This window comes from Vibrio sp. 1401 (assembly GCF_033340295.1).
The window spans coordinates 1-24,484 of record NZ_JAWOWF010000035.1; the positions used below are offsets into that span (position 1 = coordinate 1).

Sequence of the window (24,484 nt, forward strand, 5' to 3'; positions counted from 1 at the left end):
TAATTCTCAGGTTGGCGAAACCTACGCCATGATTAAAGCGCTGAACAAGCTTACAGGGCTTGGTATGCCTGAAACTCGGTATATTGTTTAATAATTATTCAATTTCGGACGACTTGGTTTTCTGTCCGAATTACGCAACAAAGCCCTTTTACGTTACTAATATGGCCATTATCGAACTTTACTTTTAACACCGGCCTATCGACTGCGATCAACCAAAAGATCACGATGGCTGCAATTAAGATTACATATAACATTTGGCACTCCCTATCCTAGCTAGATAGCAATTTACTCAAATCCTCTTTAATTGAGGTAACTTTTTGACTCGCTTTTTCACTTCTCGACGCTTCGGAAAGCAAATATTCAATTGCGTCAGATAACGTACAACCAAGTTCATTCGCTCTGCTAGAAAGCTTTTCCCAAACTCGGTAATCTAAATCAATGGATTTTTTCTTTGTATGGACTTGCTCTGCATTGAAGTGACGTTTCCGTTTCGCTCGGATAGCCTGCTTGAGTTTATTATCTAACTCTTCTGACATGTGGTTTTCTATCCAAGCCAAGACAAGTGTAGGCTCGTTTTCAAGGCGTTTTAGTTCTGCGACCGCTGCATCTGCTTCGCTTGTATCAATATGTCGGGTAATCGCTTCACCATCTTTCCATTTTTTGATGAGATACTTCCATTTCCACCCACATTCTAGATTCTCAAGCTGCTGATATTTCATTTGTTCCGACCCATAAACATAACCTAGTGACAGCGTAACCCAGATGGTTTACTTGGGCAAATAAAACTCTTAGAAGTATCGATGTTGATCACTCATTTGTCTAAGTATTGTTCATTGAGAGTTGAATGCCGTGAGCAAACCAAATTGGTGCTAGGGTGTTATAGTCCGTTTAGTTATAATGTCGGCAAGATTGAATTACGATGAATTTTAATGAACCAACTTAATTGGCAAGACGTAACACCTTCACTTGAGCAGTACGAAGCACTTTTAAAGTCTGCACCTTCGTTACCAAAGAAGTCTTTTACTGAGCTCCAACCGAGAATGTCGGCAACGATATCTCGTTTTTCAAAAATTTCCGGATTGACGCGAGTACTACTCATTAACTGCGTAGATAATTCTGTATATAGAGAGTTCATCAGTAAAGCTCTTCAGAGCCAGTCTAACGCTGCGATAGTTTTGTCGGAATCACTTGATGCCAAACGTTTATTTGACCGTTACAGTGTTGATGTAAGTGGTGATATTGCCTTCCAACCTGGTTTAATTTCACAGGCAGATAGAGGTTACTTAATTGTACCGGCTAATCTAATTTTGGCTAACCCAGGGCTTTGGCCAAATATAAAGTCTGCAATTCAACAAAACCTTATCGAGCCACTGAACCTAAGCCCTACTCGTTTACCTACTTCAGTACCGCAAGCTAAAGCTTATGATGTAAAACTGATTGTAACAGGAGAAAGAAGTCAGTTAGCAGAGCTAGAATACATCGATGAAGACTTCTGTTCTGGCTTTGCCATGTATACGGAAGTTGAAGAAGATATTCATCTGTCAGAGCAGAATTTGACAGATTACTTTGGTTTAGTGAACTGGATTTGTTCTCAATATCAACTGCCTCACTTAACTGAATGTGGTTTTAGAAGATTGTTGCTGGCCGGTATGAGATTTACTGAAGATCAACATTATCTGCCTTTAGGAGTAATGTGGCACTCTCAACTTCTAACGCTTGCCAACCAGTTCAGTGATGGCCACGCATTAGATTACAAGTCGTTAGATAAAGCGATTGACGATAAGTATTACCGAGAATCTTACCTTCCTCAGCGTGCCGTGTACGATATTTTAGATGGCCAAGTCATCATTGAGACAACTGGGGAACAAGTTGGTCAAATCAATGGCCTAACCGTTATTGATATGGCTGGGCACCCTGTCAGCTATGGTGAGCCTGCACGAATATCTTGTGTAATTCATTTTGGTGATGGCGATGTTTCCGATGTTGAGCGCAAAGCTGAGCTTGGAGGCAATCTACATGCAAAAGGCATGATGATTATGCAAGCTTTTCTGAGCTCTGCTCTGAAACTGGATGAACCACTGCCTTATTCAGCCTCCATCGTATTTGAACAGTCTTATAGTGAAGTTGATGGTGACAGCGCATCTCTTGCAGAACTTTGTTGCTTGGTAAGTGCTTTATCTGAATCTCCAATTAATCAACAAGTTGCGGTTACAGGGGCTGTTGATCAGTTTGGTCGAGTGCAAGCCGTTGGTGGCTTGAACGAAAAAATTGAAGGTTTTTATCAGGTTTGTAAACATCAAGGTTTTACAGGAAATCAAGGTGTTGTGATGCCAAAATCAAACCTTAAACACCTTGCATTACATAAAGATGTAATAGAAAGCATTAAAAATGGTGAGTTCCATATTTGGTCCGTTTCTACCGTAGATGAAGCTATTCCGATTGTAATGAATAAACCTTTTAGAGGTGAAGACGATAGCATTATTGGCAAAATAGCGGAACGTATTGAAAACTTTGAAAGACATGAGCATCCAGAAGGAATTGTGCAGCGCATCAAAAACTGGTTTGTCTAGTACTGATCGGAGTTGTTTAGCGTACACGTGTTCACTAAGATGCAGCTATCAAAAATTGGAGTAATTGATAATGCAAAACAAACGTGATTCTTATAACCGTGACGATCTACTTGCTTCTAGCCAAGGCGAACTGTTTGGGCCTGGTTACCCTCAGCTTCCTGCGCCAAACATGCTAATGATGGATCGTGTTACTAAAATGTCTGAGACTGAAGGCGATTTTGGTAAAGGTTTGATCTTGGCGGAATTGGATATTACTCCAGATTTGTGGTTCTTTGACTGCCACTTCCCTGGCGACCCTGTAATGCCGGGTTGTCTTGGCCTTGATGCGATGTGGCAACTTGTTGGTTTCTTCCTTGGCTGGGTTGGTGGCAAAGGAAAAGGTCGTGCTCTGGGTGTTGGCGAAGTGAAGTTTACAGGTCAGATCTTGCCAACAGCGAAAAAAGTGACGTACGAAATCCACATGAAACGCGTTGTAAACCGTAAACTTGTGATGGGTTTGGCTGACGGTCGTGTATGTGTAGACGGCAAAGAAATCTACGTAGCAAAAGATTTGAAAGTTGGCTTGTTCCAAGACACTTCAAGCTTCTAATCACGATTTTAATCGATTTATTAAGGCTCCTATTTAGGAGCCTTTTTGTTATCGAGTGTTAACCTACTTCCCTATGTACCTATAATGTAGAAAAGGCTCCGTAGAGCCCTTTCGAATCCTTCTTTTTGTATGTGGAGAGTTTATTTGTAGAGACCAGATTGTCTTTCATCTCTGGCATCACGCCAACCACCTAACCAATACGACCGAGCATCAACTTGTTGATATGGGCAAGCCTCTTGAGACCTTCCATTCAACCCAGCTTTGTAGCCTTGAGATTGAGCTCGTTCTAGGCGATCACGCTTTTGTCTCTTCATAGTTAATTCCTCATACAGGTCCATTTACTAACGTACAGCTGTTATTGTGAAACTTTGATGGAGTTTTTATGACTCCACTTATAAGAATCGATCAAAGTAGGCAATTTCTCAAGGCATAAAAAAGCAGAGGTTCATTTCTGTGAGCCTCTGCTTGATTTAAAAACTACTGACTATTTTCTACGGAACCCGAACAAGCCAAGCATGGTCAAAGCCAACCAACCAAGGCCAGCACCTTGACGTTCTGCTGCTGTTTGTTCGACAGACCTTGGCTCTATCATGTCTTTAGTCGCTCCAGGTATTGGGATTAGTTTTACTGCAACCACTTTTTCTGAATTGGCATTGCCACCGTTACAGAGTGCATTATGAGCAGTTGTATCATAACCATTTTCGCACATGATAGCAGTTGCAGAGATTACCCCTGCATTATTAATGTCAGTGGCATCAACAATACGGAATCGGTTATTTTCTTCATTGTAGTCACCACCATTCGTCAGGTCGTCCAACAACCATGCCTGGTTTTTAAAAACTTCTCTTCGAGAAGTTATTGTACCTTCAAACTCATATGGCTCAATAAAGGCTCTCTTACGTCGAGCTTTACCACCATCTTCTCGCGTATTCCCTGCGTCGATTTGACCGACAATTTCATTGTAATCATTCAAACCGCCAATGTGTCCGCCAGCACCAGAGAAAAATATCCCTCCGGATAGAAAGTCTGCGGATGGCGAATCAATATCCTTTATAACATAGAGTCTATTAGCTTGAGCTCCTGACTCTGGTGTAGTGCGCTTGGCTTCACCTACTGCTAGTTTGTTATTGTTTATTGCTTCAATGACGGTATTTGAATAAATATAATCTGAACCGTCATAAGATCTTGCACCACTCACCGCAGACAAGTCCCACTTAATTTTACTTAACGGATCACCAATAGCATCGAAGCTACCTTTAAATACGGTTGCGTTAAGCTGGTTCCTATCGTCATCCCATGTGTTAAAACCTACTGCGTAAATCTCTTTGATGTTACCGTTATCATCTTTAGAAACCACAAAGTCTCTGATGCTACCTTGGGATAAATGTTCGTTTTCGTTAGGTTGTCCCGATTCCCATTCAACTACTGAAACATCACCACTATCATCCCAAATTGCGGCTTTGGACACATAGTTTAATCCATAATCATTGCTTCGAGCGTAGGCAACGCTTCCTGAAGTCAGGTTATTGTGATAATTCCAAGCTCGTACCTGTGCATAGTCCGTGTGCTCATCATTTTCGTCTAACTTTTCATAATTTGGCGGTAACGATGGTGAAAAAGGTTGGTTATCCGTTTCGACTTTATCCTCTGTAGAATTTGAAGCACTGTTTAACACACTTTGGTTGCCTACAGGTATAGCACCTTCAATGAGAGTATTAATGACGCTATTGTATTGGTTATCAAAGCTCTGCCCCTCTACAAACGCCAAGGATACGGAGTCTGTGTTTGAAGAGTACCTTACTTGATGAAGAGGTGCCCAAACGCTTGAAGCCCAACTTTCGCATGTTTCATAACCATACTCAGAAAAACAAAAATCTTCTAAATAATCCCGTTTTTCGAAAGAACGAAACCTTGAATCTGAGCTAAACGGGGTCTCTTCTCTGAAGTTCACGCCATCAACTGAGACACCAGCTAGAAGCGATGGTAATTTGGAGCCATCTGCAAGTAAAGTAGGTCTTGTTTCTCCGGCAAGTGCGAATTGATCGCTAGTTATACAATCAGCGCCGTTGTCAAAACACCCCTTATCAAAAGCGACATCTCCACGTTCTATTGCAACGCCAAAAACAGCTTTGTCAGTGGTATCAATATCGTTTGGAGTTACTTCAACCACTTTGTACAATGCTGCATTAGCATTCATTGCCGTACCAACCATCATCGCGACGGCGGTTAATTTGAATTTGTTACTACAATTCATTGAATTCTTAACTATCCTGTTGCATTGCTTCGAGTTCTTCCCATCTCTCGAATGCGATTTCCAACTCCTGCTCTAGTGCAGCAAGCTGTTCCAATACCGGCTGAGTTTGCTCTACAGGTTTAGCAAAGAACTCTGGATCGTTCACTTGCTCCTGAAGGCTCTCGATATCCGACTCTAATTGTTCAAGTTTAGCTGGTAGAGCCTCTAATTCTCTTTGCAGCTTATACGATAACTTCTTCGAATTGTTCTTAGGTTGCGTAGTTTTGGGAGTTTCCTCAACCACTTTCTCTTTCTTCGTTGGTTTTTCAACCTGACTGCGCGAAGCAAGAACTTGGTCACGTTGCTGTTTAGCATCATGATAACCACCAACGAACTCTTCGATTATACCGTTACCCTCAAAAATCCAGCTGGTTGTTACTGTGTTGTCTACGAACTCACGGTCGTGACTTACTAACAATAATGTACCCTGATAATTGGCAAGCATTTCTTCTAAAAGTTCCAACGTTTCGATATCCAAATCGTTAGTTGGTTCATCAAGAATAAGTAAGTTGTTTGGTTTCAACAAGATACGGGCTAGCAATAATCGGTTTTTCTCGCCACCGGAAAGTGCCTTAACCGGGGTTCTGGCGCGCTTAGGTGCAAATAAGAAGTCTTGGAGATAACTCAGCGCATGACGCTGACGTCCCCCAACCATTACTTCTTGTTTCCCATCCGCTAAGTTATCGATCACTGTCTTTTCTGGATCCAAAATCTCTCGGTACTGATCAAAGTACGCGACTTCTAATTTTGTTCCGCAGTGTAAACGACCAGACTGCGCTTCCAATTGCCCCAATAGCAATTTAAGTACCGTACTCTTACCGCAGCCATTTGGTCCGATAAGTGCAATACGGTCACCACGCATGATGTTAAAGCTAAAGTCGTCGACAATTGCCTTGCCTTCGTAAGCAAAAGATACATTTTCTGCTTCAAATACAATCTTACCTGAACGAGAAGCATCATCGATGTTTAGGTTAACTTTACCTTGAACTTCACGACGGTCACGACGCTCTTCACGAAGTTTTTTAAGGGCTCGAACACGGCCTTCATTACGAGTACGACGTGCTTTAATGCCTTGACGAATCCACACTTCTTCCTGAGCTAGTTTCTTATCGAACTCAGCATTTTGCATTTCTTCGACGCGAAGCATTTCTTCTTTGTCATTCAAATACTGTTCGTAATTACCAGGGAAAGAAGCTAATTGACCGCGATCTAAGTCGACGATGCGTGTCGCCATCGACTTGATGAATGCACGGTCGTGAGAAATAAAGATGATCGAGCCTTTGAAGTCTTTTAAGAAGTTCTCTAACCATTCGATCGTTGTAACATCGAGATGGTTTGTTGGTTCATCAAGAAGCAATACATCAGGATCACAAACCAGCGCACGAGCTAAAGCAGCTTTACGTTGCCAGCCACCGGATAGATCGGTCAGTTTGGTTTCTGGGCTTAGTTTTAAAGCGCCAAGTACGTTCTTAACACGGTCATCAAAGCGCCAAGCATTAGAATGATCAAGTTGCTCTTGAACTTTCGCCAAACGGTTAATGTTCTTCTCACTTGGGTCTTGAGCAACAAGATCGAGAAGATCGTGATAGATCTTCAATTGTTCGCCGATTTCAGCCAAACCGCCAGATACGTATTCGTAAACCGTACCCTCTTGATTGCGCGGTGGATCTTGTTCAAGCCGAGAAACTACTACGTCTTGAGTTATTTGAATCTTGCCATCATCCAACAAAATGTCGCCGGCAAGCACTTTCATTAACGTGGACTTACCTGCTCCGTTACGACCAACTAAACAAACGCGTTCGTTTTCTTGAAGAGCGAACTCCGCTTTGTTTAGCAATGGGTGGGCACCAAATGCAAGTTGTGCGTTATGAATGGTAAGTAATGCCATTATTATCCAACCAATGTGTGAGTTGTTCTAAGTCAAACGGCCAGTTCAACTCAGAATCTTGATATTTTAATACGGGTATTGTGACGCCGTAACGAGAAAATAGTACATCATCGAACGCAATATCAATGATATCTGTTTGCTCGGCCAAACCGACTTGGTCTACTAGAGCAAATGCCATCTCACAAAGATGGCATCCCTCCGTGCTATACAATATCAGCACGTATTAATCCTTTTGTTTATACTACGCGTGCGTTACTAGCCAACAGTTATGAATCTGTTTATTACGCGTAAAATCTAATGGTAACGTTTGAGAAGAAATATTCTGAGCCTTCAAACCCAATTCAGCGAGTGATTCTTCATCCATCTTGAAATGACGTTTGTTATTTGAAAATACGATTGTGCCTTCACTTCTCAGTAAACGTTTGAGATTCTTCATCAGCTTAATGTGGTCACGTTGTACATCGAATGATGTTTCCATACGCTTAGAGTTAGAGAACGTAGGTGGGTCAATAAAGATCAAGTCGTACTCACCTTTTGCGTTTTCTAGCCATTGCAAACAGTCCGCTTGTTCATATTTATGTTGGCGCCCTACACAGCCATTAAGCTGCATATTGTCTTTCGCCCAATTCAAGTAGGTGTTTGACATATCGACAGTTGTAGTGGAACGCGCACCACCAACTGCAGCGTGCACTGTTGCACTACCAGTGTAAGCAAACAAGTTAAGGAAATCTTTACCCTGTGCCATTTCGCCAAGACGACGACGAGTGATCTTATGATCCAAGAACAGGCCTGTGTCTAGGTAGTCATGAAGGTTCACGATCAGCTTCACACCGTACTCGTTTACTTCGAGCGTCTCTGATACCTGACCTAATTTTTGGTACTGGCTTCGACCTTTCTGCTTCTCACGAACTTTCAGTACAACTTTGTTCGCTTCGACACCGGTCACCTGAATCGTCGCACGGATAATGTCCGTTAGACGACGCTTGGCTTTTTCTTCAGGGATGTTCTTAGGTGCTGCGTACTCTTGAATCACAATTTGATCGCCGTACACGTCGATCGCTACGTTGTATTCTGGAAGGTCTGCATCGTAGATACGATAGCAGTCTAGTTTCTCTTTACGAGCCCACTTGCCAATCTTGCCAATGTTTTTCTTCAAACGGTTTGAGAAGTCTGGTGCGATTTGAACGTTAGTATCTGCACCTTTAACTTCATCAGCGCTGCGCTCGGCAATGCTGTAGTTCTTTTGGTGACACGGTAACGCACCGTTGTTCAATTTAAACTGTTTATCAGCGCGCATGCGAAGGCAACTCAAGAGCTCGTCTGAGCTAGAGAAGATAGATGCTTTACATCCGCCAAACTCAGATTTTAGCTGTCCACCGAATGCGGTATAGAGCGCAATCAGCCCCGGCTCAGTTCCTAGACGCTCACCGTAAGGTGGGTTTGAAACGATAACACCGTGTTCAAATCCTGCGGGACGAGTAATAGTTGCAGCATCACCTTGCGCAAACTCAATCAACTCTTCAACACCTGCTCTGCGGGCGTTTTCTTGAGCGACTTTTAATACTTTGGGGTCGTTATCGAATCCAAAAAACTTAGCGTCAACTTTCTTGACACCTCGTCTAGCTTGAACATTAGCCTCTGATTTAATCTCAGCCCAGGTCTCCGGTTCAAAGTCTTCCAAAACTTCGAAGCCCCATTGTTTGCGCTTAACGCCAGGTGCCATGTTGGCTGCCATCATTGCCGCTTCAATAAGCAAAGTCCCAGAACCACACATTGGATCGAGTAATGGTTGATGCCCATCCCAGCCACAACGCATGATAATCGCAGAAGCAAGCGTTTCACGTAATGGCGCACGACCCGATTCTGGTCGATAACCACGCTGATGAAGACCACTACCTACCATGTCTACCCCAAGCAACGCTTTATCTTTATGCAAACGAACGTGAATACGAATATCTGGGCGTTCTTTGCTGATATTAGGACGTGGCAAGCCTTTGTTCTCAAAGCAATCTACGATGCCATCTTTGACCTTCATAGCTCCGTATTGGCTATTTCTAATCTCACGGTTTGTGCCGTTAAAGTCCACAACAAAGCGTTTAGAGCTATGAAATTGGTTAACCCAGTTAATAGTGGAAGTGGATAGATACAAGTCCATGTCGTTGTTACACGTGAACTCAGATAAAACACGTACAAATCGAGACGCTAAACGGCTCCACAAACAACAGCGATAAACCTGTTCGTTTGTCGCTTTAAATTTTACGCCTGCCTGTACTGGTTTCGCATTTTCAATGCCTAGTTTAGTCAGTTCTTCAACAAGCAAATTTTCCATGCCATTTGAAGTTACCGCGAGATATTGATTCATAGTGTTCTTTCGCTGATAAAAAATGGTTTCAATTATACCTGACTTTACGATCAATGCCTCGTTTTTAAAGGTATTTTCCCACCCGTTAGTTCAAATCATCACCACTCAAATGATCTAAAACTTTCAACATCTTTAGTTTGAATGTTTTTCATTCATGAACGTATTTTGTTTCCTTTAGAAGAAGTGAATACTTATTTACATGCATTTTGGTATACACCAGCCGGGATTGGTTGATGTAAATTACTTACAAATACCCTTTATAGGGGAATAAATAGGGTTGTTTTAGGCGCTAGGTTGCCTAATTAAAGGAGTAATCAAATTGAAATAAGTAAAATAAAAGTGACCAGCTTCATGTTTGCATGCATAGAAAACAAACAGTTTCATGGTCTTTCGGATTGGAGTGTCAGAGGAAAGGACAAAAAAAATCGACCCAATAAGGTCGATTAAGGCAAACAAAGGAACGAAATAAAGAAAAATTAAACAGCTTTAACCCACCATTGCCATAGGGGTCATTGCAAAGAGGTGGTTTGCACAAGCCATGCGATCATGCATTACTTTAATCGGCTGCCCAAATTGAAGCGCCTTATTGCCATCAAGAACAAAGGCTTCTTGGTTAACATAAGCACATAAGCTCGATGTTTCGCCTGGTTCTAGAACGATGAACATACCATCAGAATATTGATTTGTGAGAAAGACCATGTCCCCTTCTTGAGGTTCATAATCAGAGGACTGTGCATCGAAGAACCAGCTCTTAGGCTGTACAGGTTTATGAAAACGCTTTGCAGCAACACAATACAGTGTTAATTCAGCTTGGCGATATTCACTGATATCGAGACAGCGAATGCGCTCATTAAACGTTTGAAATGCGCTGGCGTCATCAACGGTAAATTCACTGTTTGAGAAGGCACAGTTAACCAACAATTTTCGGGATAGATTGGTTTGGAAAATCATTTCCTCCCCCAGATCCAGCATTAAGCAAGCTTTTTGCTCGTCAAAATACCAATTCCATTTGTCGCTGGGTTTAAGCATTATTCCGTTCTCTCTTGACTAGTTAAATCAGTGGTAAAGAGGTAAGACGCTTAATTACCTACTCGTGATTTTTAAATTCTACAAACGAACGGATAAAAAAAAAGAGGAAACAAAGTCCTCTTTTTTATGTAACAGGTACTGATTTTTCAGTAGTTTTTGATGTATGTGTTAAAGATTCTTAACAATATCACGTACGAGACCTGGGCCGTGGTAAATAAAGCCAGTGTAGACTTGAACAAGTTTAGCGCCTGCCATGATCTTTTCTTTGGCTGCAACATAGGAATCTACACCACCAACACCGATAATTGGAAGTTTGTCTCCAAGCTCTTCATGAAGCTTACGTACGACCTCCGTAGAGCGTGATTGCACAGGGCGACCACTCAAGCCACCTGCCTCATTGGCGTGTCTCATCCCTTCTACGATCGTGCGATCCAAAGTTGTGTTAGTCGCGATCACACCATCTATATTGTTTTTCAATAAAGAATCGCAGATTTGGCAGATTTCATCGTCACTTAAATCTGGCGCAATCTTTAATGCTAACGGGACATACTTGTTGTACTTCTCTGATAACTCCGCTTGTTTCGCTTTTAATTCGGAAAGCAGTTCATCAAGCGCTTCACCATATTGAAGTGAACGAAGACCTGGAGTGTTTGGCGATGAGATGTTTACTGCAATATAGCCAGCATACTCATACACTTTTTCCATACAAATCAGGTAGTCCTCTGCCCCTTTCTCAATTGGCGTATCTTTATTTTTACCGATATTAATTCCGAGAACACAATTGAATTTTGCTCGTTTAACATTCTCGATCAAATTATCAACGCCTAGGTTATTAAAGCCCATGCGGTTGATGATCCCTTCTGCTTCCACTAAACGGAATAAGCGTGGTTTATCATTACCTGGTTGTGGTCGTGGCGTTACAGTGCCGACTTCGACAAAGCCAAAGCCCATGGCATCAAATGCTTCAATACATTCGCCGTTTTTATCTAAACCAGCCGCAAGACCAACAGGGTTACGGAATGTTAGACCCATACACTCAACTGGACGAGTTGGTAACTGTTGGCGGTAAAAGAGATCAAGTGGTGTGCCGTTAAAGCGTTGGAAGTTCTTGATTGCAAGATCATGTGCCTTCTCGGCATCGAGTTGGAAAAAGCCAGTTCTGGCTAGACGGTAAAGCATTGTGCCTCCGAAAGAAAAAAGCCCCGTATAAACGGGACAATATTATTTACCGTTTTTCATCGTAATTCAATGAAAATGAACGTAATAAGTAAAAACCTATATCTTTATAAAATTTTTAAATATAAAACAAACAATTACAATCAAGTTTCTGCGATAAAAATCGTAACTAACCGCTTAAAAGCAATCGATTTCACTCTGTTTTAATTTCAACTCAATGTGACAATGTAACTATTTTCGTTCCAAATGTGAATAATAGATAATAAAAAGCCCCGTTAAATAACGAGGCTTTTACTTATGACTTGATTATTCCACTACTCTTTCGATGAGCAGTTGAGGTTTAAAAGTACTAGCTCTCGAAGTGCTACAGAGAACTTAGCAAATTCGTGTACTGAGCCAACTTTGAACTCGTTTAAGATACTCTCCCAGCGGTGCAACGATTGCTCGTTAGTTTCAATCCAATCTTCTAACGCAGCCATCACGTCAAGCTCTTCGGTTGAGCAGCCACAAGTCAGTACCTGAGCGGTAAGTTGACGTTGTTGCCAGTCCAGATCTTCACGGAATGCCGCTCTAGCAAGTGCTTGCCAGTTGTTATCAACGGCTTGGCTATTAATTTGCTTCAAGAACCAATGCAACGATAAACGGTCACCCAAGTTAAAGTAGAGTTTCGATGCTTGCTCAACCGTTTTACCTGTTTCACTTGCTACTGATGAAATATCCAGTGCAGATTGTAAGCTTGATAAGCGGGCAACTTGGTGAGCGAGTTTCTCTTCAACCCCTTTCTCTATCCAACCTTGAGCCAAGTCATTGTGTTCTTCAACTTCAGACTCAACTAACATAGTGTCTAGGGTTTCAGTGATAACATTGACATCTTGCTTGTAGATAGCAATCAACTCACCGACCGTGCATTTGCCGCTACGGTTACGAAGCAACCAGCGTGCAATTCGACGCAGTGCTCGGCGCACGTAAAACATAATTTCGTATTGAGCTTGCGCTGTCGCAACGTTATCAAGTTTGCGAGTTTGCATGAGGATTGCTTCTAAATCAAAGATTTCTCTAGCCGCACTGTAAGCATTGGCAATATCGACAACACTTGCACCAGTTTCTTCTTGCAAACGAGTAACGAAGTTACAGCCCATTTCATTAACCATCTGGTTAGCCAATGCTGTAGCGATAATTTCAGCTCGCAGTGGGTGATTAACCATTTGATCTTTATAGTTACGTCGTAACGCACTTGGGAAATATTCAACAAGTTGTTTTGCATGGAATTCATCATTTGCGATTTCATCCGTAACAAGTTGCTGTTTAAGTACCATTTTACCGTAGGCAACTAACACTGATAGCTCAGGGCGAGTCAGACCTAGTCCCTGTTTTTCACGCTCGATTAGCGTTTCATCATCAGGAATGTATTCGAGAGCACGGTCCAAGTACCCTGCTTTCTCCATAGTGTGGATGAATCGAATTTGCTCCTTAACAATGCCAACACCTTGCTGTTCAGTAACAGAGATCGACTCCGACTGACGGTAAGCATCATCCAAGACAATTTCACCCACTTCGTCTTCCATAGACTCTAGAATTTGGTTACGTTGCTTAACCGTAAGATCGCCATTTGAAACCAGTCCATTGAGGAAGATCTTGATGTTGACTTCATTATCCGAACAGTCAACGCCACCTACGTTATCAACGAAGTCCGTGTTCACTCGACCGCCAGTTAGTGCGTATTCGATACGACCAAGCTGAGTCATACCCAAGTTACCACCTTCGCCAACCACTTTGGCTCTTAAGTCACGGCCGTCAATGCGCAGCATGTCGTTAGCACGGTCACCAACATCTGTATGAGTTTCTGTCGATGATTTAACGTAAGTGCCGATACCACCGTTCCAAAGAAGATCGACTTTCATTTTCAAGATCATCTTTATCAGATCGTTAGGCGCTAAAGATGCTTTCTTCGTACCTAACATTTTCTGAATTTCTGGCGTCAACTGGATCGATTTTGATCGACGAGAGAAGATGCCACCACCTTGAGAGATCAAGTCTTTGTTGTAATCTTCCCAGCTTGATCTTGGCAAATTAAACAAGCGGTTACGCTCTTCCCAGCTGCTGGCTGAATCTGGATTTGGATCAATAAAGATGTGCATGTGGTTAAACGCAGCTTGCAATCGAATATGCTTCGATAACAGCATACCGTTACCGAACACGTCACCTGCCATATCACCTACACCGATTGCAGTAAAATCAGTGGTCTGACAGTTGATGCCCATTTCACGGAAGTGACGTTTAACAGATTCCCAACCACCTTTTGCGGTGATACCCATTGCTTTGTGATCGTAACCGTTTGAACCACCTGAAGCGAATGCGTCGCCTAGCCAGAAGTTGTACTCTGCAGAAACAGAGTTTGCCAAATCTGAGAAGGTTGCTGTACCTTTATCGGCAGCCACTACTAGGTATGGGTCATCTTCATCGTGACGAACAACATTTTGTGGTGGTACTACTTCTCCTTCAATGATGTTATCTGACACATCAAGCAGTGCACGGATAAAGCGTTTGTAACAACGCTGACCTTCCGCAAAAATTTCATCACGAGTGGTGAGAGATGGCTGGCGTTTACAAACGAAGCCGCCTTTTGCACCCACTGGTACAATTACAGTGTTCTTAACCTGTTGCGCTTTCACTAAGCCAAGAATCTCCGTACGGAAGTCTTCTTGACGATCTGACCAACGCAAACCACCACGAGCCACTTTTCCACCACGAAGGTGAACACCTTCAATATCTGGTGCGTAAACAAAGATCTCGAATGCAGGTACAGGCTGCGGAATCTCAGGAATATCGCTTGGCTTCATTTTCAAAGATAACCAAGGCTTAGGCTGCTTATTCTCGTCTACTTGGTAGTAGTTGGTACGAAGCGTCGCCATGATCATTTCAATATAACGACGAATAATACGATCATCATCCAAGCTCTCTACACGATCCAACTGCTCTGTTAGCTTTTTAATTAGATCGTTTTGGCCTTTCTCGCTGCCTTTGTGTTTCGGATCAAATCGCTTGGTGAACAGCTTGACTAGACCTGTCGCTAAGTCTGGGTAGTGGCTTAGCGTGTCTTCGATGTACTGCTGACTGAATGGGAAGCCTACTTGGCGCATGTATCGTGCGTAAGCACGAAGAATGGAAATCTCACGGCCAGATAACGACGCACCTAATAACAATCGGTTGAAACCATCACTTTCAAGATTACCCGCCCAAATGGCAGCAAATGCTTGTTGGAAACGATCACGAGCTTCACGAAGGTCAACGGTTTTCTCGCTCTTATGCAGCATAGAGAAGTCAAGGATCCAGAAAGTCTGCCCGTTGTTTTTCTCGATCTCATATGGCGATTCGCCAATCACACGCAAACCAAGGTTTTCCAACATCGGCATTACGTCAGAAAGGTGAATTGGTTCATCGCGATGGTATAACTTTAAGCGGACAGCTTTGGAATCTGCACCCTCTTCTTGAGGTCGGTAGAACAACATGCCAAGTTTATTATCATCACTTAACGCTTCTAAGCGCTCGATATCTGCAACCGCAGAACCTGGCATCATGTCCTCTTTGTATGAGCGAGGGAACGCACTCATATATTCTTTTGAAAGAGGAAGGCCTTTGCTTTCACCAAAGTTAGCAATGATGGATTCTTTTAGTCTGTCATCCCAAGAGGTAGAAACTTCCATTAGATTTTGCTCGATCTTTTTCACGTCTACGTCAATGTTGTTATTGTCTACACGAACAATGTAATGTGTTCTCGCTAGTGGGCTTTCTGAGAAGTACGTTGTAAATTCAACCTCTTGCTCGCAACCAAAGTACTGCTTAAGAATGCGTTGAGTTTGACGACGCAATTCAGTGTTGTAACGATCTTTAGTGACATAAACCATGCAACTGAAGAAACGACCAAATGGGTCTTTACGAACAAACAAACGCAGCAAGTCACGATCTTGCATTTGTACAACACCCATTCCCACCTCAAGCAGCTCTTCTTCATTAGCTTGAAGCAACTCGTCGCGTGGGTAGTTTTCTAAGATATTGTGCAATGCTTTGTATGAGTATGATCCGTGACGGTATCCACTTGCTTCAAGGATACGGTCAACTTTTTCACGGATCAGAGGAATACTTTGTACCGCTTGGTTGTAAACGGCGGAGGTATATAAACCAGTAAAGCGATGCTCACCTATTACTTTACCGTTTTCATCAAACTTCTTAATACCGATGTAATCAGTATAAGCCGGACGGTGGATACGAGATGCTTTGTTACCTTTGGTGATGATCAGAGCGTATGGTTTTTTCGCTTCTAATCGCGCTGAATCTGATAATTCAGAGAGCTTGACGCTACGCACGCGCTTGTCATCAGCAAACAGACCTAGTCCTTTTTCTTTAGCAGGAACAAGTTCGGTATCACCATTGGCCTCTTTTAAGTCGTAATCTTTATAACCCATAAAGGTAAAGTTATGATCTTCTAGCCAACGAAGAAATGCGATCGTTTCATCCATACGATCGGTTTGGATAGAAACACGATCTTTATTTTGCTCAAGTTCATCAGTAACAAACTTAAGTTTATCAACCATCTGCTTCCAGTCATCAACGACTAAGCGAGTATCAGATAGAATTCTTAACAGCTCTTCTTTAAGCGCTTGCATCTCGTCTTTACTAGTAAGGCGGTCTACCTCTATGTGGAAAAGTGATTGAAGAACACCACCCTCACCGTTTACGTCTGTAACTTGGCCTTTTTTATCACGCTGAATCTGTGTTGGGTTATTCAACATTAGGTGACAAACAAGATCCAAACGCGCTAAAGCCATTTTGACTGAGTCCACTAAGAATGGACTATCTGGAACAACAATTTCTACGATTGTGTGTGTGGATTGCCAGCCTTGACGACTTACGGTCGGGTTAAATACTCGAACTGAAATCTCTTCTGGTTTTTTTTCATTGATATGGTGCCAAAGGCTAACGACAGCACCATAAAGGTCGGATTCGTTTCGCTGAATTAGATCATCATCAGCAATGTTACTGAATAAGTGTTGAGCAAGTTTAGTTACAAGCGTTTGGTGAGAAAGCTCGAGTTTGTCTTGAATCAGCTGGTAAACCTTTTCAAGCAGAACCGGCACTACATTTTCACGCGCGGTCATATTCACACTCCACATTAGAATTGTTGTTTTGTAGGGGGACTTAGTAGCTAGGTTGTTACCTTAGAAACTAAGCATAGGTAATGCATGTGCCCATTGTAAAAGCATAATTACAAATGTTTAACAACTAATCGTAGTGGTAAGAGGTGAAATGTCCGATTCTGTGACTAAGATTCCTATTTAACTCTCTGCAAATACAATACATCACAGAGTTTCTAACTTAAGAAACTTATTATTTTGGTCAGTTGTTAGTCTAAACTGGCCTCTAACGCCCAATTGACTAAGAAATGGTCTAAATCTCGCAGCGGGTAACTGCAAACGCAAACCGTTGTGTGTGACAACTTGAACAACACTTGCCGCACCAGAATAATGAGATAAAAACGTTTGATATGAAATGTTGAGATTAAAGTAGTAATAGTTCATGAAGTGAAAACTAAGTGACATAAACAAATAAGGTGGTCTAAATGACCACCCTATTGTGTTGTTTACTATTCGTCTAGTGCTTTAGTCACTTTTTCGAATAGATCTTTAGCAAGATTATCCATTGCTTTGAGCTTTTCAAGTTCTGCACGAATCATTGCTTGGCGAGCTTCATCGTATTTACGGAACTTAAGCAAAGGATCAATCATTCGAGAAGCTACTTGTGGGTTCGAATCATTTAGTTGGCGAAGAATTTCACCGGCAAACTGGTAACCTACACCGGATTTATCATGGAAACGTACAGGGTTCGCACTTAAGAACGAGCCAATTAAGCTGCGCGTACGGTTCGGATTTTTCAAACTAAATGCTTCGTGGTTCATGGTTGCTTTTACTTTTTCAAGAGCATCCTCTGCAGGATTGCTACCTTGCAGTGCAAACCACTTATCCATAACCAAACCATCGTGCTTCCATTTATCGCTGTAATCAGCCATAAGTGCTTCACGACACTCGAGCTGAGCGTTATTTGCAGCACTCATCGCAGCAATCGTATCTGTCATGTTATTTGCAGATGCGTATTGTGCGTTGACTAAATCATTACCTTTTGCCGTATGTGCTAGGTACTGCAGGCAACGGTTACGTAAAGCACGCTTGCCAATAGCAGCATGGTCGATCGTATACTCTGTTTGCTTAAGCGTGTGATAAGTCGCACTTAGCTCATCTTCTAATTCCTTAGAAAGTGACACTATAATGCTGTTTAGCACTTTGTCTACGGCATCGATATCAATTTGTTGGTACCAACCAGTAATCTCATTGATTGAAGGCATAGAGAAAATTTGAGCAATGAAAGCTGGCTCAAGCGTTTCATCCAACAGCACACCGCGGAAAGCATCTATCACACCTTCAGAAAGCGATACTTCTTGTCCCGCTTGAACGTTTTTCACATTCTGACGAATGTATTTAGCCAATAGCATTTGGCTAGCGTCCCATCGAGCAAAATCGTTCGTTGCGTGCTTCATCAAGAAGACTAACTCGTCATCGCTGTAATCGTATTCTAATTTGACTGGTGCCGAGAATTCACGCAACAAAGATGGCACTGGCTGTTCTTCGACATTTTCAAATACGAACGTTTGCTTATCTTGTTTAATATCCAGCACGTTATGAACAGATTCACCGTTAATCACCAGTGGGATAACTCGACCTTTCGAATCATACAACTCGATATCGAACGGAATATGCAGCGCTTGTTTTTCTGCTTGGTCTTGCGTCGGCTCCGTAAATTGCTCTACCGTTAGTGCGTAAGTTTTTGCATCAGCGTTGTATTCGCTATTTACGCGTAGCGTTGGTGTACCCGATTGGCTGTACCACAAACGGAACTGTTTTAAATCAACCCCGGTGGCATCTTCCATTGCAGAAACAAAGTCTTCACACGTCGCGGCGGTACCATCGTGACGTTCAAAATAAAGTTTCATTCCTTTTTGGAAGCCCTCTTCGCCAAGGAGTGTATGGTACATGCGAATAACTTCGCTGCCCTTTTCATACACCGTTAGCGTGTAGAAGTTATTCATCTCAATGACTTTGTCAGGACGAATCGGGTGAGACATTGGGCTTGCATCTTCCGCAAATTGAGGACCACGAATAATACGTACGTTATCAATACGGTTATCAGCACGAGAGCCTAAGTCAGAAGAGAATTCTTGGTCACGGAATACGGTTAAGCCTTCTTTTAGACTTAGTTGGAACCAGTCACGACAAGTGACACGGTTGCCAGTCCAATTGTGGAAGTACTCATGACCGATCACAGCTTCGATGCCTAAATAATCACGATCTGTCGCAGTTTGATCATTCGCCAGAACATATTTTGAGTTGAAAATGTTCAAGCCTTTGTTTTCCATTGCACCCATGTTGAAGAAATCAACAGCAACGATCATGTAAATATCCAGATCGTATTCCAGGCCAAAGCGTTCCTCATCCCACTTCATCGAGTTGATCAGCGATGTCATCGCATGACCTGCACGATCTAAGTTACCTTTATCAACAAAGATTTCTAAATCAACACTGCGACCTGACATCGTTGTATATTTGTCACGCAATACATCAAAGTCGCCTGCAACAAGGGCGAACAAGTAAGCTGGTTTTGGATGCGGATCCTGCCATTGAACCCAATGACGACCGTTCTCTGCATCACCTTCTGCAATTCGGTTACCATTGCTCAGCAAATATGGGTAAGCCGCTTTATCTGCGATCACTTTTGTTGTGTATTTTGCTAGAACATCCGGACGGTCTAGATAGTACGTGATACGGCGGAAGCCCTCAGCCTCACACTGAGTACAAAATGCGCCGCCTGATTTGTACAAACCTTCGAGTGCTGTATTCGCTTCAGGATCAATTTTGGTGACGATTTCAAGTTCAAACTCGGATGGAAGATCGGTCAGTACCAGCGATGACTCCTTCACCTCGTGATGAGCCCAATCCTCACCATTTACTTTTACAGCGCGTAGCTCAAGCCCTTCGCCATCGAGTTCTAGCGTTGTTGTATCGCCTTTTTGAGCAACTTTTGATACCGCCGTAACGATTGTGTCATTGTCATATAGATCAAAAGTAAGATCGATATCAGTAATCGCATGAGATGGCTCTTTATAATCTTTACGATATTTGGCCTGGGGAGCTTGAGACATGAGCATAAATCCTTGTATGTCGAACAACAAAAATACCAGACTGCATGATCAAAAATGCAGTTCTGGTATCACTATATAAGCTATTTGTAGGGGTTGTGGTATCAGAATACAAGTCTTTCCATCAAAAAACGGAGCTTTTAGTGCTCTAGCTCCGTTTTTTGATTAACATTTAAACAACATTAATGACTTACCGTACGCACGCGTAATTTGGCGCATGTTAAAGGCATCATGGCGTAACTCTATTGAGTACGGCGTACATATCACCATTGGAATCTTCGATCGTTAGCTCATTCTTGTTGAGCTTATACGTGGTTCCATGCTCGCCATTTTCATACAGCAGAACCAAAAACTCATCTTCTGTGTAAAACACACCTTGTTTGATGGACTCATCCCCTTCTTCATTTGATACCCGAAACATGAACACGAAATCAGGTTGAAGTATCAAATCCATCTGATTAATGTTGTTTGCCACAAGACCGTCGCCAGATACGTGAGAGCTAGACCAAATACCTGCAAGTGAATTAGATAATCCCTTAGTGAACGTTACACCATTAAGATCAAGCGTATTATGGTTGTTGCGATAGGCATAAATTTGAGGCTCGTCGGTGTTTAAACCAAGAACGATGGTGTCTTCATTTGCGTTATACAGCCCTTCCCAATGGTCAACGGAATAGTCTTTCTTTTGAATATCAATAGAAAAGCTGTAGTCAGAACCTAATGAGAGTTTGATCGCACGAAAGTTTTCAGCCGACTCTTCGGGGTTTGGGTTCATCAAATACCAGTCTCCGATGAGAAACGGCGTGTCAAAGTGACTTAATTCATCTTCTCTGGTGTTTTCTCCACCAAACACACTAAAGCAGCAAAAGCTAAGTAAAATAAAGAACCACTTCATATCGGCATCCTTATCGTTTTCTTTTAGCTTAGCCAGTAGTCCTCACTTTCGCGAAATTTTAGATGTAGATCACGTAAATTATTGGGGGAAAATAAGCGAATATCTTGCTCGATATCGAGACAGCGGAAGACAAAAAGGCATAAAAAAAGAGTGAATCTGAAAGACTCACTCTTTTTATTCTAAATTGCCAGTTATTATGACTGATTTTCCTGCTTAAGTAGATCGACCATAATCGCAACAGACTCATCTAAATAAACATCAGGAGCCTCGTAGTCTTTTGGTATGTCATCCAATGTTTTGAATGCTTTTTTACCCAAAGCAACTTGACGTTCATTTATGCGTTGTAATCGAAGGGCTTCCGCTTTATCCGATTCAGCTTTACGAACTTTCTCGTTCAAAGACAGAGTATTATCGTCTTTTTCTTTACGATATTTCTCGATGTCTTCATTGATAAAGCGGAACTCCATCTCATCAGAAATACGCTTGTTATGCAGAGCAGTAAGTTTTTCAACTAAGGCGTCGTTACTTGGAAACGTTTGATATTGTGCTTTATCAATCTGATCCCAAGGTAAAGCATTGTCTTCAACACTTTCACCTGTTTCAGAAGCCTCAATTGGCGTTGGGTACGAAATATCTGGTGCAACACCACGATTTTGCGTACTTCCACCGTCAATACGATAAAACTTCTGAATCGTGTACTGAACATAACCTAGCTCTTTATCGAAAAGATCGTAAATATGATTCAGTGAACGATGTTGCTGAACTGTACCTTTACCGAAAGAGTTTTCACCTAAGATGATTGCACGATTATAATCTTGCATTGCCGCTGCAAAAATTTCAGATGCTGAAGCACTGTAGCGGTTAATCAACACCGTCAATGGGCCATCATAACTCACTTTTCCATCGGTATCGGCATTCACCTTGATGCGGCCATAGCTGTCACGAACTTGAACTACAGGACCTTCTTTAATGAATAAACCTGTCAATGCCGTCGCTTCTGTTAGCGCACCACCACCATTGTTACGTAGATCAACGATTACGCCGTCAACGTTTTTGGTTTTCAACTCAGCTAGTAATTTATCGGTGTCTTTCGATAAGCCGACGTAGAAACTTGGTACTTCTAAAATACCAATCTTCTTACCGTCTTTTTCGATGATTTCTGACTTAACCGCACGATCTTCTAAGCGAACTTTGTCACGAACAATTGTGACAATGTAACTCTTAGCATCGTTACCTTCTGGCAAGATCTGTAGATTAACCTTTGTGCCTTTAGGGCCTTTGATTAACTGAACAACATCATCCAGACGCCAACCGATCACGTCGACAATTTCTTCACCGTCTTGTCCAACACCAGTGATTCGGTCCCCTTCACCAAGTTGCTTACTCTTTGAGGCCGGACCGCCAACAACAAGTGAACGAATTACTGTGTAATCGTCTGTCATTTGCAAAACGGCGCCGATGCCTTCTAGAGAAAGATTCATTTCCGATTGGAATTGCTCGGCATTACGTGGAGAAAGGTAGCTTGTATGAGGGTCAACCTGTCGCGCGAAGGCATTCATATACAACTGAAATGCGTCTTCATTGTTGGTCTGTGTGATGCGCTTCATCGCGTTGTTATAACGCTTCTCTAAAACTTCTTTAATCTCTGGCCACTCTTTGCCAGTCAGTTTCAGATTTAACGCGTCATATTTCACACGCTTGCGCCACAACTCGTTGAGCTCTGCTTCGTCTTTTGGCCATGCGGCTTCAGAGCGGTCTAACTCTATCTCGTCATCGGTATCAAACTTAATCTCTTCATCGAGTAGAGTTAACGCATAAGCAAAACGATCGAAACGCTTCTGCATTGAGAGGTTGTAAACATCAAAAGCAATTTGGTTGTTGCCCGATTTAAGCTGATCATCAAGCTCGACTGACCAATTTTTAAATGAATCGATGTCTGCTTGAGTGAAAATATTTCTATTGTAATCAAGCAACTCTACATAGCGTTCAAAGATCGCTTTAGAGAAATCATCATTGAGGCTGAAGTGCTTATAATGAGAGCGGGTAAATCGCGAGGTGACTCGTTTGCTAGCTGTTTCATGCTGAACTTCAGGAGAAAGAACCGGCAGGTCATCTTTATGTAGTTTGGCTTCAAGAGCCTGAGCTGATGCTGCTAGCCATAAGCTAGCAGCAATCAGGGTCACTTTTGAACGGCAATTCATGCGTAGGAGTATCTCCTTTATGCGCGCAAGTGCTCCGCTTTCACAACCATTTGTAGGCCGTTAGCAAGTTGAACACGTACATCATCCTTATTGATTTCAACAATGGTCGCTGCCATGTTTCCTTTGCCCATGTTCACGTTAACTGCGTTACCTACTGTGATTTCATCAGCATTTAGAGCGCGCGTTTCTACAGGCTTAGTTGGTTTTTGTACTTTTGGTTTATTAGTACGACGAGGCTGTTGAGGCTTTTTAGCCGCAGGTTTCGCTTTCGCCTTACCCTCTTCACGAGCTTTTTGTGCTTGTTCTTTACGACGAGCCTGAACTTTCGCCTTGCTTTCTGCAAGTGTCGCTTTCGCGTGTTCAACGTGCTCTTCTTCTAGCTCACCACAAGGGTTGCCATCTAGGTCTACACGTACTGCACCTGGTTTTACACCGTGTAGGTAACGCCATGATGAAGTGTACTGTCTTAACGCTGCACGAAGCTGTGTTTTGCTTACTTTTTCGTCTTCATTTAGACGTTCCGCAAGATCTTGAAAAATACCAATTTTCAGAGGTTTTGCTTCACCTTCTAAAGTAAAGCACTTAGGGAAACATTCAGCAATATATGCAATAACTTCTTTGCTGTTTTTTAACTTTTCAGTCATGAGGGGTCCTGATTTGAGCGGATTTCCGCGAGCATTAAGAAAAAATATTCTCGTATTATAGTGACATGCCAAGGAAAAACCACACTCGAAGGCTAATTTATGCGTCGTTCGCGTGTGAATTAAGCAGCTTTTCTACTTCAACCATGAAATGAGTGAGACCTTCTTCGTCTGTTTCATTAAATCGGCCAATACTTGGACTATCAATATCAAGTACACCAACCACCTTTCCATTAATAGAAAATGGAATCACAATTTCTGAATTGCTCGCTGCATCGCACGCAATATGCCCCTCAAATTCGTGAACGTCGTATACTCTTTGTATAGTATTAGTTTGTGCAGCAGTACCGCAGACGCCTCGACCCATTGGGATACGAACACAAGCTGGTTTTCCTTGGAACGGACCAAGAACAAGCTCTTCACCTTTTGTTAGGTAAAAGCCTGCCCAGTTAAGATCGTCAAGTTCCATGAAAAGCAATGAGCTCAAGTTTGCTAGGTTCGCAATAAAGTCTGGTTCAGACTCAATTAGAGCAACAGCTTGTTTGGTTAGTCTTTGGTATTGTTCTAAGTTCATATTAACTTCCTACTTACTATA

General features: G+C 42.3%; 17 protein-coding genes and 1 pseudogene. 2 read left to right on the forward strand and 16 right to left on the reverse strand.

What is annotated here, in order from left to right; all coding sequences use genetic code 11:
• Window positions 1-143: 143 nt before the first annotated feature.
• Window positions 144-254 (reverse strand): annotated as a pseudogene (locus R7Z77_RS16680) (DUF3634 family protein); the annotation flags it as partial.
• A 15-nt stretch (window positions 255-269) separates the two neighbouring features.
• The gene (gene matP, locus R7Z77_RS16685; protein ID WP_318136757.1) at window positions 270-719 is read right to left on the reverse strand and encodes a macrodomain Ter protein MatP; all 450 of its coding nucleotides are present in this window, start codon (window positions 717-719) and stop codon (window positions 270-272) included.
• 210 nt (window positions 720-929) lie between these two features.
• Between matP and R7Z77_RS16690 the strand changes: the two genes are divergently transcribed.
• The gene (locus R7Z77_RS16690) at window positions 930-2,570 is read left to right on the forward strand and encodes a Lon protease family protein (RefSeq protein WP_318136758.1); all 1,641 of its coding nucleotides are present in this window, start codon (window positions 930-932) and stop codon (window positions 2,568-2,570) included.
• A gap of 70 nt (window positions 2,571-2,640) precedes the next feature.
• Complete coding sequence (fabA, locus tag R7Z77_RS16695) at window positions 2,641-3,159, forward strand: bifunctional 3-hydroxydecanoyl-ACP dehydratase/trans-2-decenoyl-ACP isomerase (RefSeq protein WP_005390081.1); 519 nt, start codon at window positions 2,641-2,643, stop codon at window positions 3,157-3,159.
• Window positions 3,160-3,299: 140 nt separating this feature from the next.
• Here fabA and rmf read toward each other — a convergent pair whose 3' ends face one another.
• The 14 genes from rmf to R7Z77_RS16765 all read right to left on the reverse strand — a co-directional run bounded on the left by rmf (window position 3,300) and on the right by R7Z77_RS16765 (window position 24,463).
• Window positions 3,300-3,473 carry a ribosome modulation factor gene (gene rmf, locus R7Z77_RS16700; protein ID WP_005377453.1) on the reverse strand — a complete coding sequence of 58 codons (174 nt, stop codon included), beginning with the start codon at window positions 3,471-3,473 and terminating at the stop codon, window positions 3,300-3,302.
• A 170-nt stretch (window positions 3,474-3,643) separates the two neighbouring features.
• Window positions 3,644-5,413 (reverse strand): DUF3466 family protein, encoded by a 1,770-nt coding sequence (locus tag R7Z77_RS16705; RefSeq protein WP_253652205.1) that lies wholly within the window; start codon window positions 5,411-5,413, stop codon window positions 3,644-3,646.
• Between the two features lie 7 nt (window positions 5,414-5,420).
• Window positions 5,421-7,340 carry an ABC transporter ATP-binding protein gene (locus R7Z77_RS16710; protein ID WP_318136759.1) on the reverse strand — a complete coding sequence of 640 codons (1,920 nt, stop codon included), beginning with the start codon at window positions 7,338-7,340 and terminating at the stop codon, window positions 5,421-5,423.
• The gene (locus R7Z77_RS16715) at window positions 7,318-7,560 is read right to left on the reverse strand and encodes a glutaredoxin family protein (RefSeq protein ID WP_017821808.1); all 243 of its coding nucleotides are present in this window, start codon (window positions 7,558-7,560) and stop codon (window positions 7,318-7,320) included. Before R7Z77_RS16715 ends, R7Z77_RS16710 begins: the two co-directional genes overlap by 23 nt.
• A 21-nt stretch (window positions 7,561-7,581) precedes the next feature.
• Window positions 7,582-9,702 (reverse strand): bifunctional 23S rRNA (guanine(2069)-N(7))-methyltransferase RlmK/23S rRNA (guanine(2445)-N(2))-methyltransferase RlmL, encoded by a 2,121-nt coding sequence (gene rlmKL / locus R7Z77_RS16720; protein ID WP_193843847.1) that lies wholly within the window; start codon window positions 9,700-9,702, stop codon window positions 7,582-7,584.
• Window positions 9,703-10,188: 486 nt separating this feature from the next.
• Window positions 10,189-10,731, reverse strand: coding sequence for a cell division protein ZapC (locus R7Z77_RS16725; RefSeq protein ID WP_005377444.1), 543 nt, complete (start codon window positions 10,729-10,731; stop codon window positions 10,189-10,191).
• Between the two features lie 168 nt (window positions 10,732-10,899).
• Window positions 10,900-11,910 (reverse strand): quinone-dependent dihydroorotate dehydrogenase, encoded by a 1,011-nt coding sequence (pyrD, locus tag R7Z77_RS16730; protein WP_005377443.1) that lies wholly within the window; start codon window positions 11,908-11,910, stop codon window positions 10,900-10,902.
• Window positions 11,911-12,221: 311 nt separating this feature from the next.
• The gene (locus R7Z77_RS16735; protein WP_318136760.1) at window positions 12,222-17,063 is read right to left on the reverse strand and encodes an NAD-glutamate dehydrogenase; all 4,842 of its coding nucleotides are present in this window, start codon (window positions 17,061-17,063) and stop codon (window positions 12,222-12,224) included.
• A gap of 201 nt (window positions 17,064-17,264) precedes the next feature.
• The gene (locus R7Z77_RS16740) at window positions 17,265-17,483 is read right to left on the reverse strand and encodes a DUF2835 domain-containing protein (protein ID WP_005377440.1); all 219 of its coding nucleotides are present in this window, start codon (window positions 17,481-17,483) and stop codon (window positions 17,265-17,267) included.
• A gap of 65 nt (window positions 17,484-17,548) precedes the next feature.
• Complete coding sequence (gene pepN / locus R7Z77_RS16745) at window positions 17,549-20,155, reverse strand: aminopeptidase N (RefSeq protein WP_318136761.1); 2,607 nt, start codon at window positions 20,153-20,155, stop codon at window positions 17,549-17,551.
• Between the two features lie 226 nt (window positions 20,156-20,381).
• Complete coding sequence (locus tag R7Z77_RS16750; protein WP_005377438.1) at window positions 20,382-21,047, reverse strand: hypothetical protein; 666 nt, start codon at window positions 21,045-21,047, stop codon at window positions 20,382-20,384.
• A gap of 194 nt (window positions 21,048-21,241) precedes the next feature.
• Window positions 21,242-23,248 carry a carboxy terminal-processing peptidase gene (gene prc, locus R7Z77_RS16755; protein WP_017634279.1) on the reverse strand — a complete coding sequence of 669 codons (2,007 nt, stop codon included), beginning with the start codon at window positions 23,246-23,248 and terminating at the stop codon, window positions 21,242-21,244.
• A 17-nt stretch (window positions 23,249-23,265) separates the two neighbouring features.
• Window positions 23,266-23,892 carry an RNA chaperone ProQ gene (gene proQ / locus R7Z77_RS16760; RefSeq protein WP_005377435.1) on the reverse strand — a complete coding sequence of 209 codons (627 nt, stop codon included), beginning with the start codon at window positions 23,890-23,892 and terminating at the stop codon, window positions 23,266-23,268.
• Window positions 23,893-23,989: 97 nt separating this feature from the next.
• Window positions 23,990-24,463, reverse strand: coding sequence for a GAF domain-containing protein (locus R7Z77_RS16765; protein ID WP_005377433.1), 474 nt, complete (start codon window positions 24,461-24,463; stop codon window positions 23,990-23,992).
• Window positions 24,464-24,484: the final 21 nt, after the last annotated feature.

What these genes read in the sequence shown, in the direction of transcription:
- matP (WP_318136757.1), bottom strand. Translation starts at nt 719, where the DNA reads ATGAAATATCAGCAGCTTGAGAATCTAGAATGTGGGTGGAAATGGAAG.
- R7Z77_RS16740 (WP_005377440.1), bottom strand. Translation starts at nt 17,483, where the DNA reads ATGAACTATTACTACTTTAATCTCAACATTTCATATCAAACGTTTTTA.
- R7Z77_RS16750 (WP_005377438.1), bottom strand. Translation starts at nt 21,047, where the DNA reads ATGAAGTGGTTCTTTATTTTACTTAGCTTTTGCTGCTTTAGTGTGTTT.
- R7Z77_RS16725 (WP_005377444.1), bottom strand. Translation starts at nt 10,731, where the DNA reads ATGCTTAAACCCAGCGACAAATGGAATTGGTATTTTGACGAGCAAAAA.
- R7Z77_RS16710 (WP_318136759.1), bottom strand. Translation starts at nt 7,340, where the DNA reads ATGGCATTACTTACCATTCATAACGCACAACTTGCATTTGGTGCCCAC.
- R7Z77_RS16705 (WP_253652205.1), bottom strand. Translation starts at nt 5,413, where the DNA reads ATGAATTGTAGTAACAAATTCAAATTAACCGCCGTCGCGATGATGGTT.
- R7Z77_RS16690 (WP_318136758.1), top strand. Translation starts at nt 930, where the DNA reads ATGAACCAACTTAATTGGCAAGACGTAACACCTTCACTTGAGCAGTAC.
- R7Z77_RS16735 (WP_318136760.1), bottom strand. Translation starts at nt 17,063, where the DNA reads ATGACCGCGCGTGAAAATGTAGTGCCGGTTCTGCTTGAAAAGGTTTAC.
- proQ (WP_005377435.1), bottom strand. Translation starts at nt 23,892, where the DNA reads ATGACTGAAAAGTTAAAAAACAGCAAAGAAGTTATTGCATATATTGCT.
- pyrD (WP_005377443.1), bottom strand. Translation starts at nt 11,910, where the DNA reads ATGCTTTACCGTCTAGCCAGAACTGGCTTTTTCCAACTCGATGCCGAG.
- prc (WP_017634279.1), bottom strand. Translation starts at nt 23,248, where the DNA reads ATGAATTGCCGTTCAAAAGTGACCCTGATTGCTGCTAGCTTATGGCTA.
- fabA (WP_005390081.1), top strand. Translation starts at nt 2,641, where the DNA reads ATGCAAAACAAACGTGATTCTTATAACCGTGACGATCTACTTGCTTCT.
- rlmKL (WP_193843847.1), bottom strand. Translation starts at nt 9,702, where the DNA reads ATGAATCAATATCTCGCGGTAACTTCAAATGGCATGGAAAATTTGCTT.
- R7Z77_RS16765 (WP_005377433.1), bottom strand. Translation starts at nt 24,463, where the DNA reads ATGAACTTAGAACAATACCAAAGACTAACCAAACAAGCTGTTGCTCTA.
- pepN (WP_318136761.1), bottom strand. Translation starts at nt 20,155, where the DNA reads ATGTCTCAAGCTCCCCAGGCCAAATATCGTAAAGATTATAAAGAGCCA.
- rmf (WP_005377453.1), bottom strand. Translation starts at nt 3,473, where the DNA reads ATGAAGAGACAAAAGCGTGATCGCCTAGAACGAGCTCAATCTCAAGGC.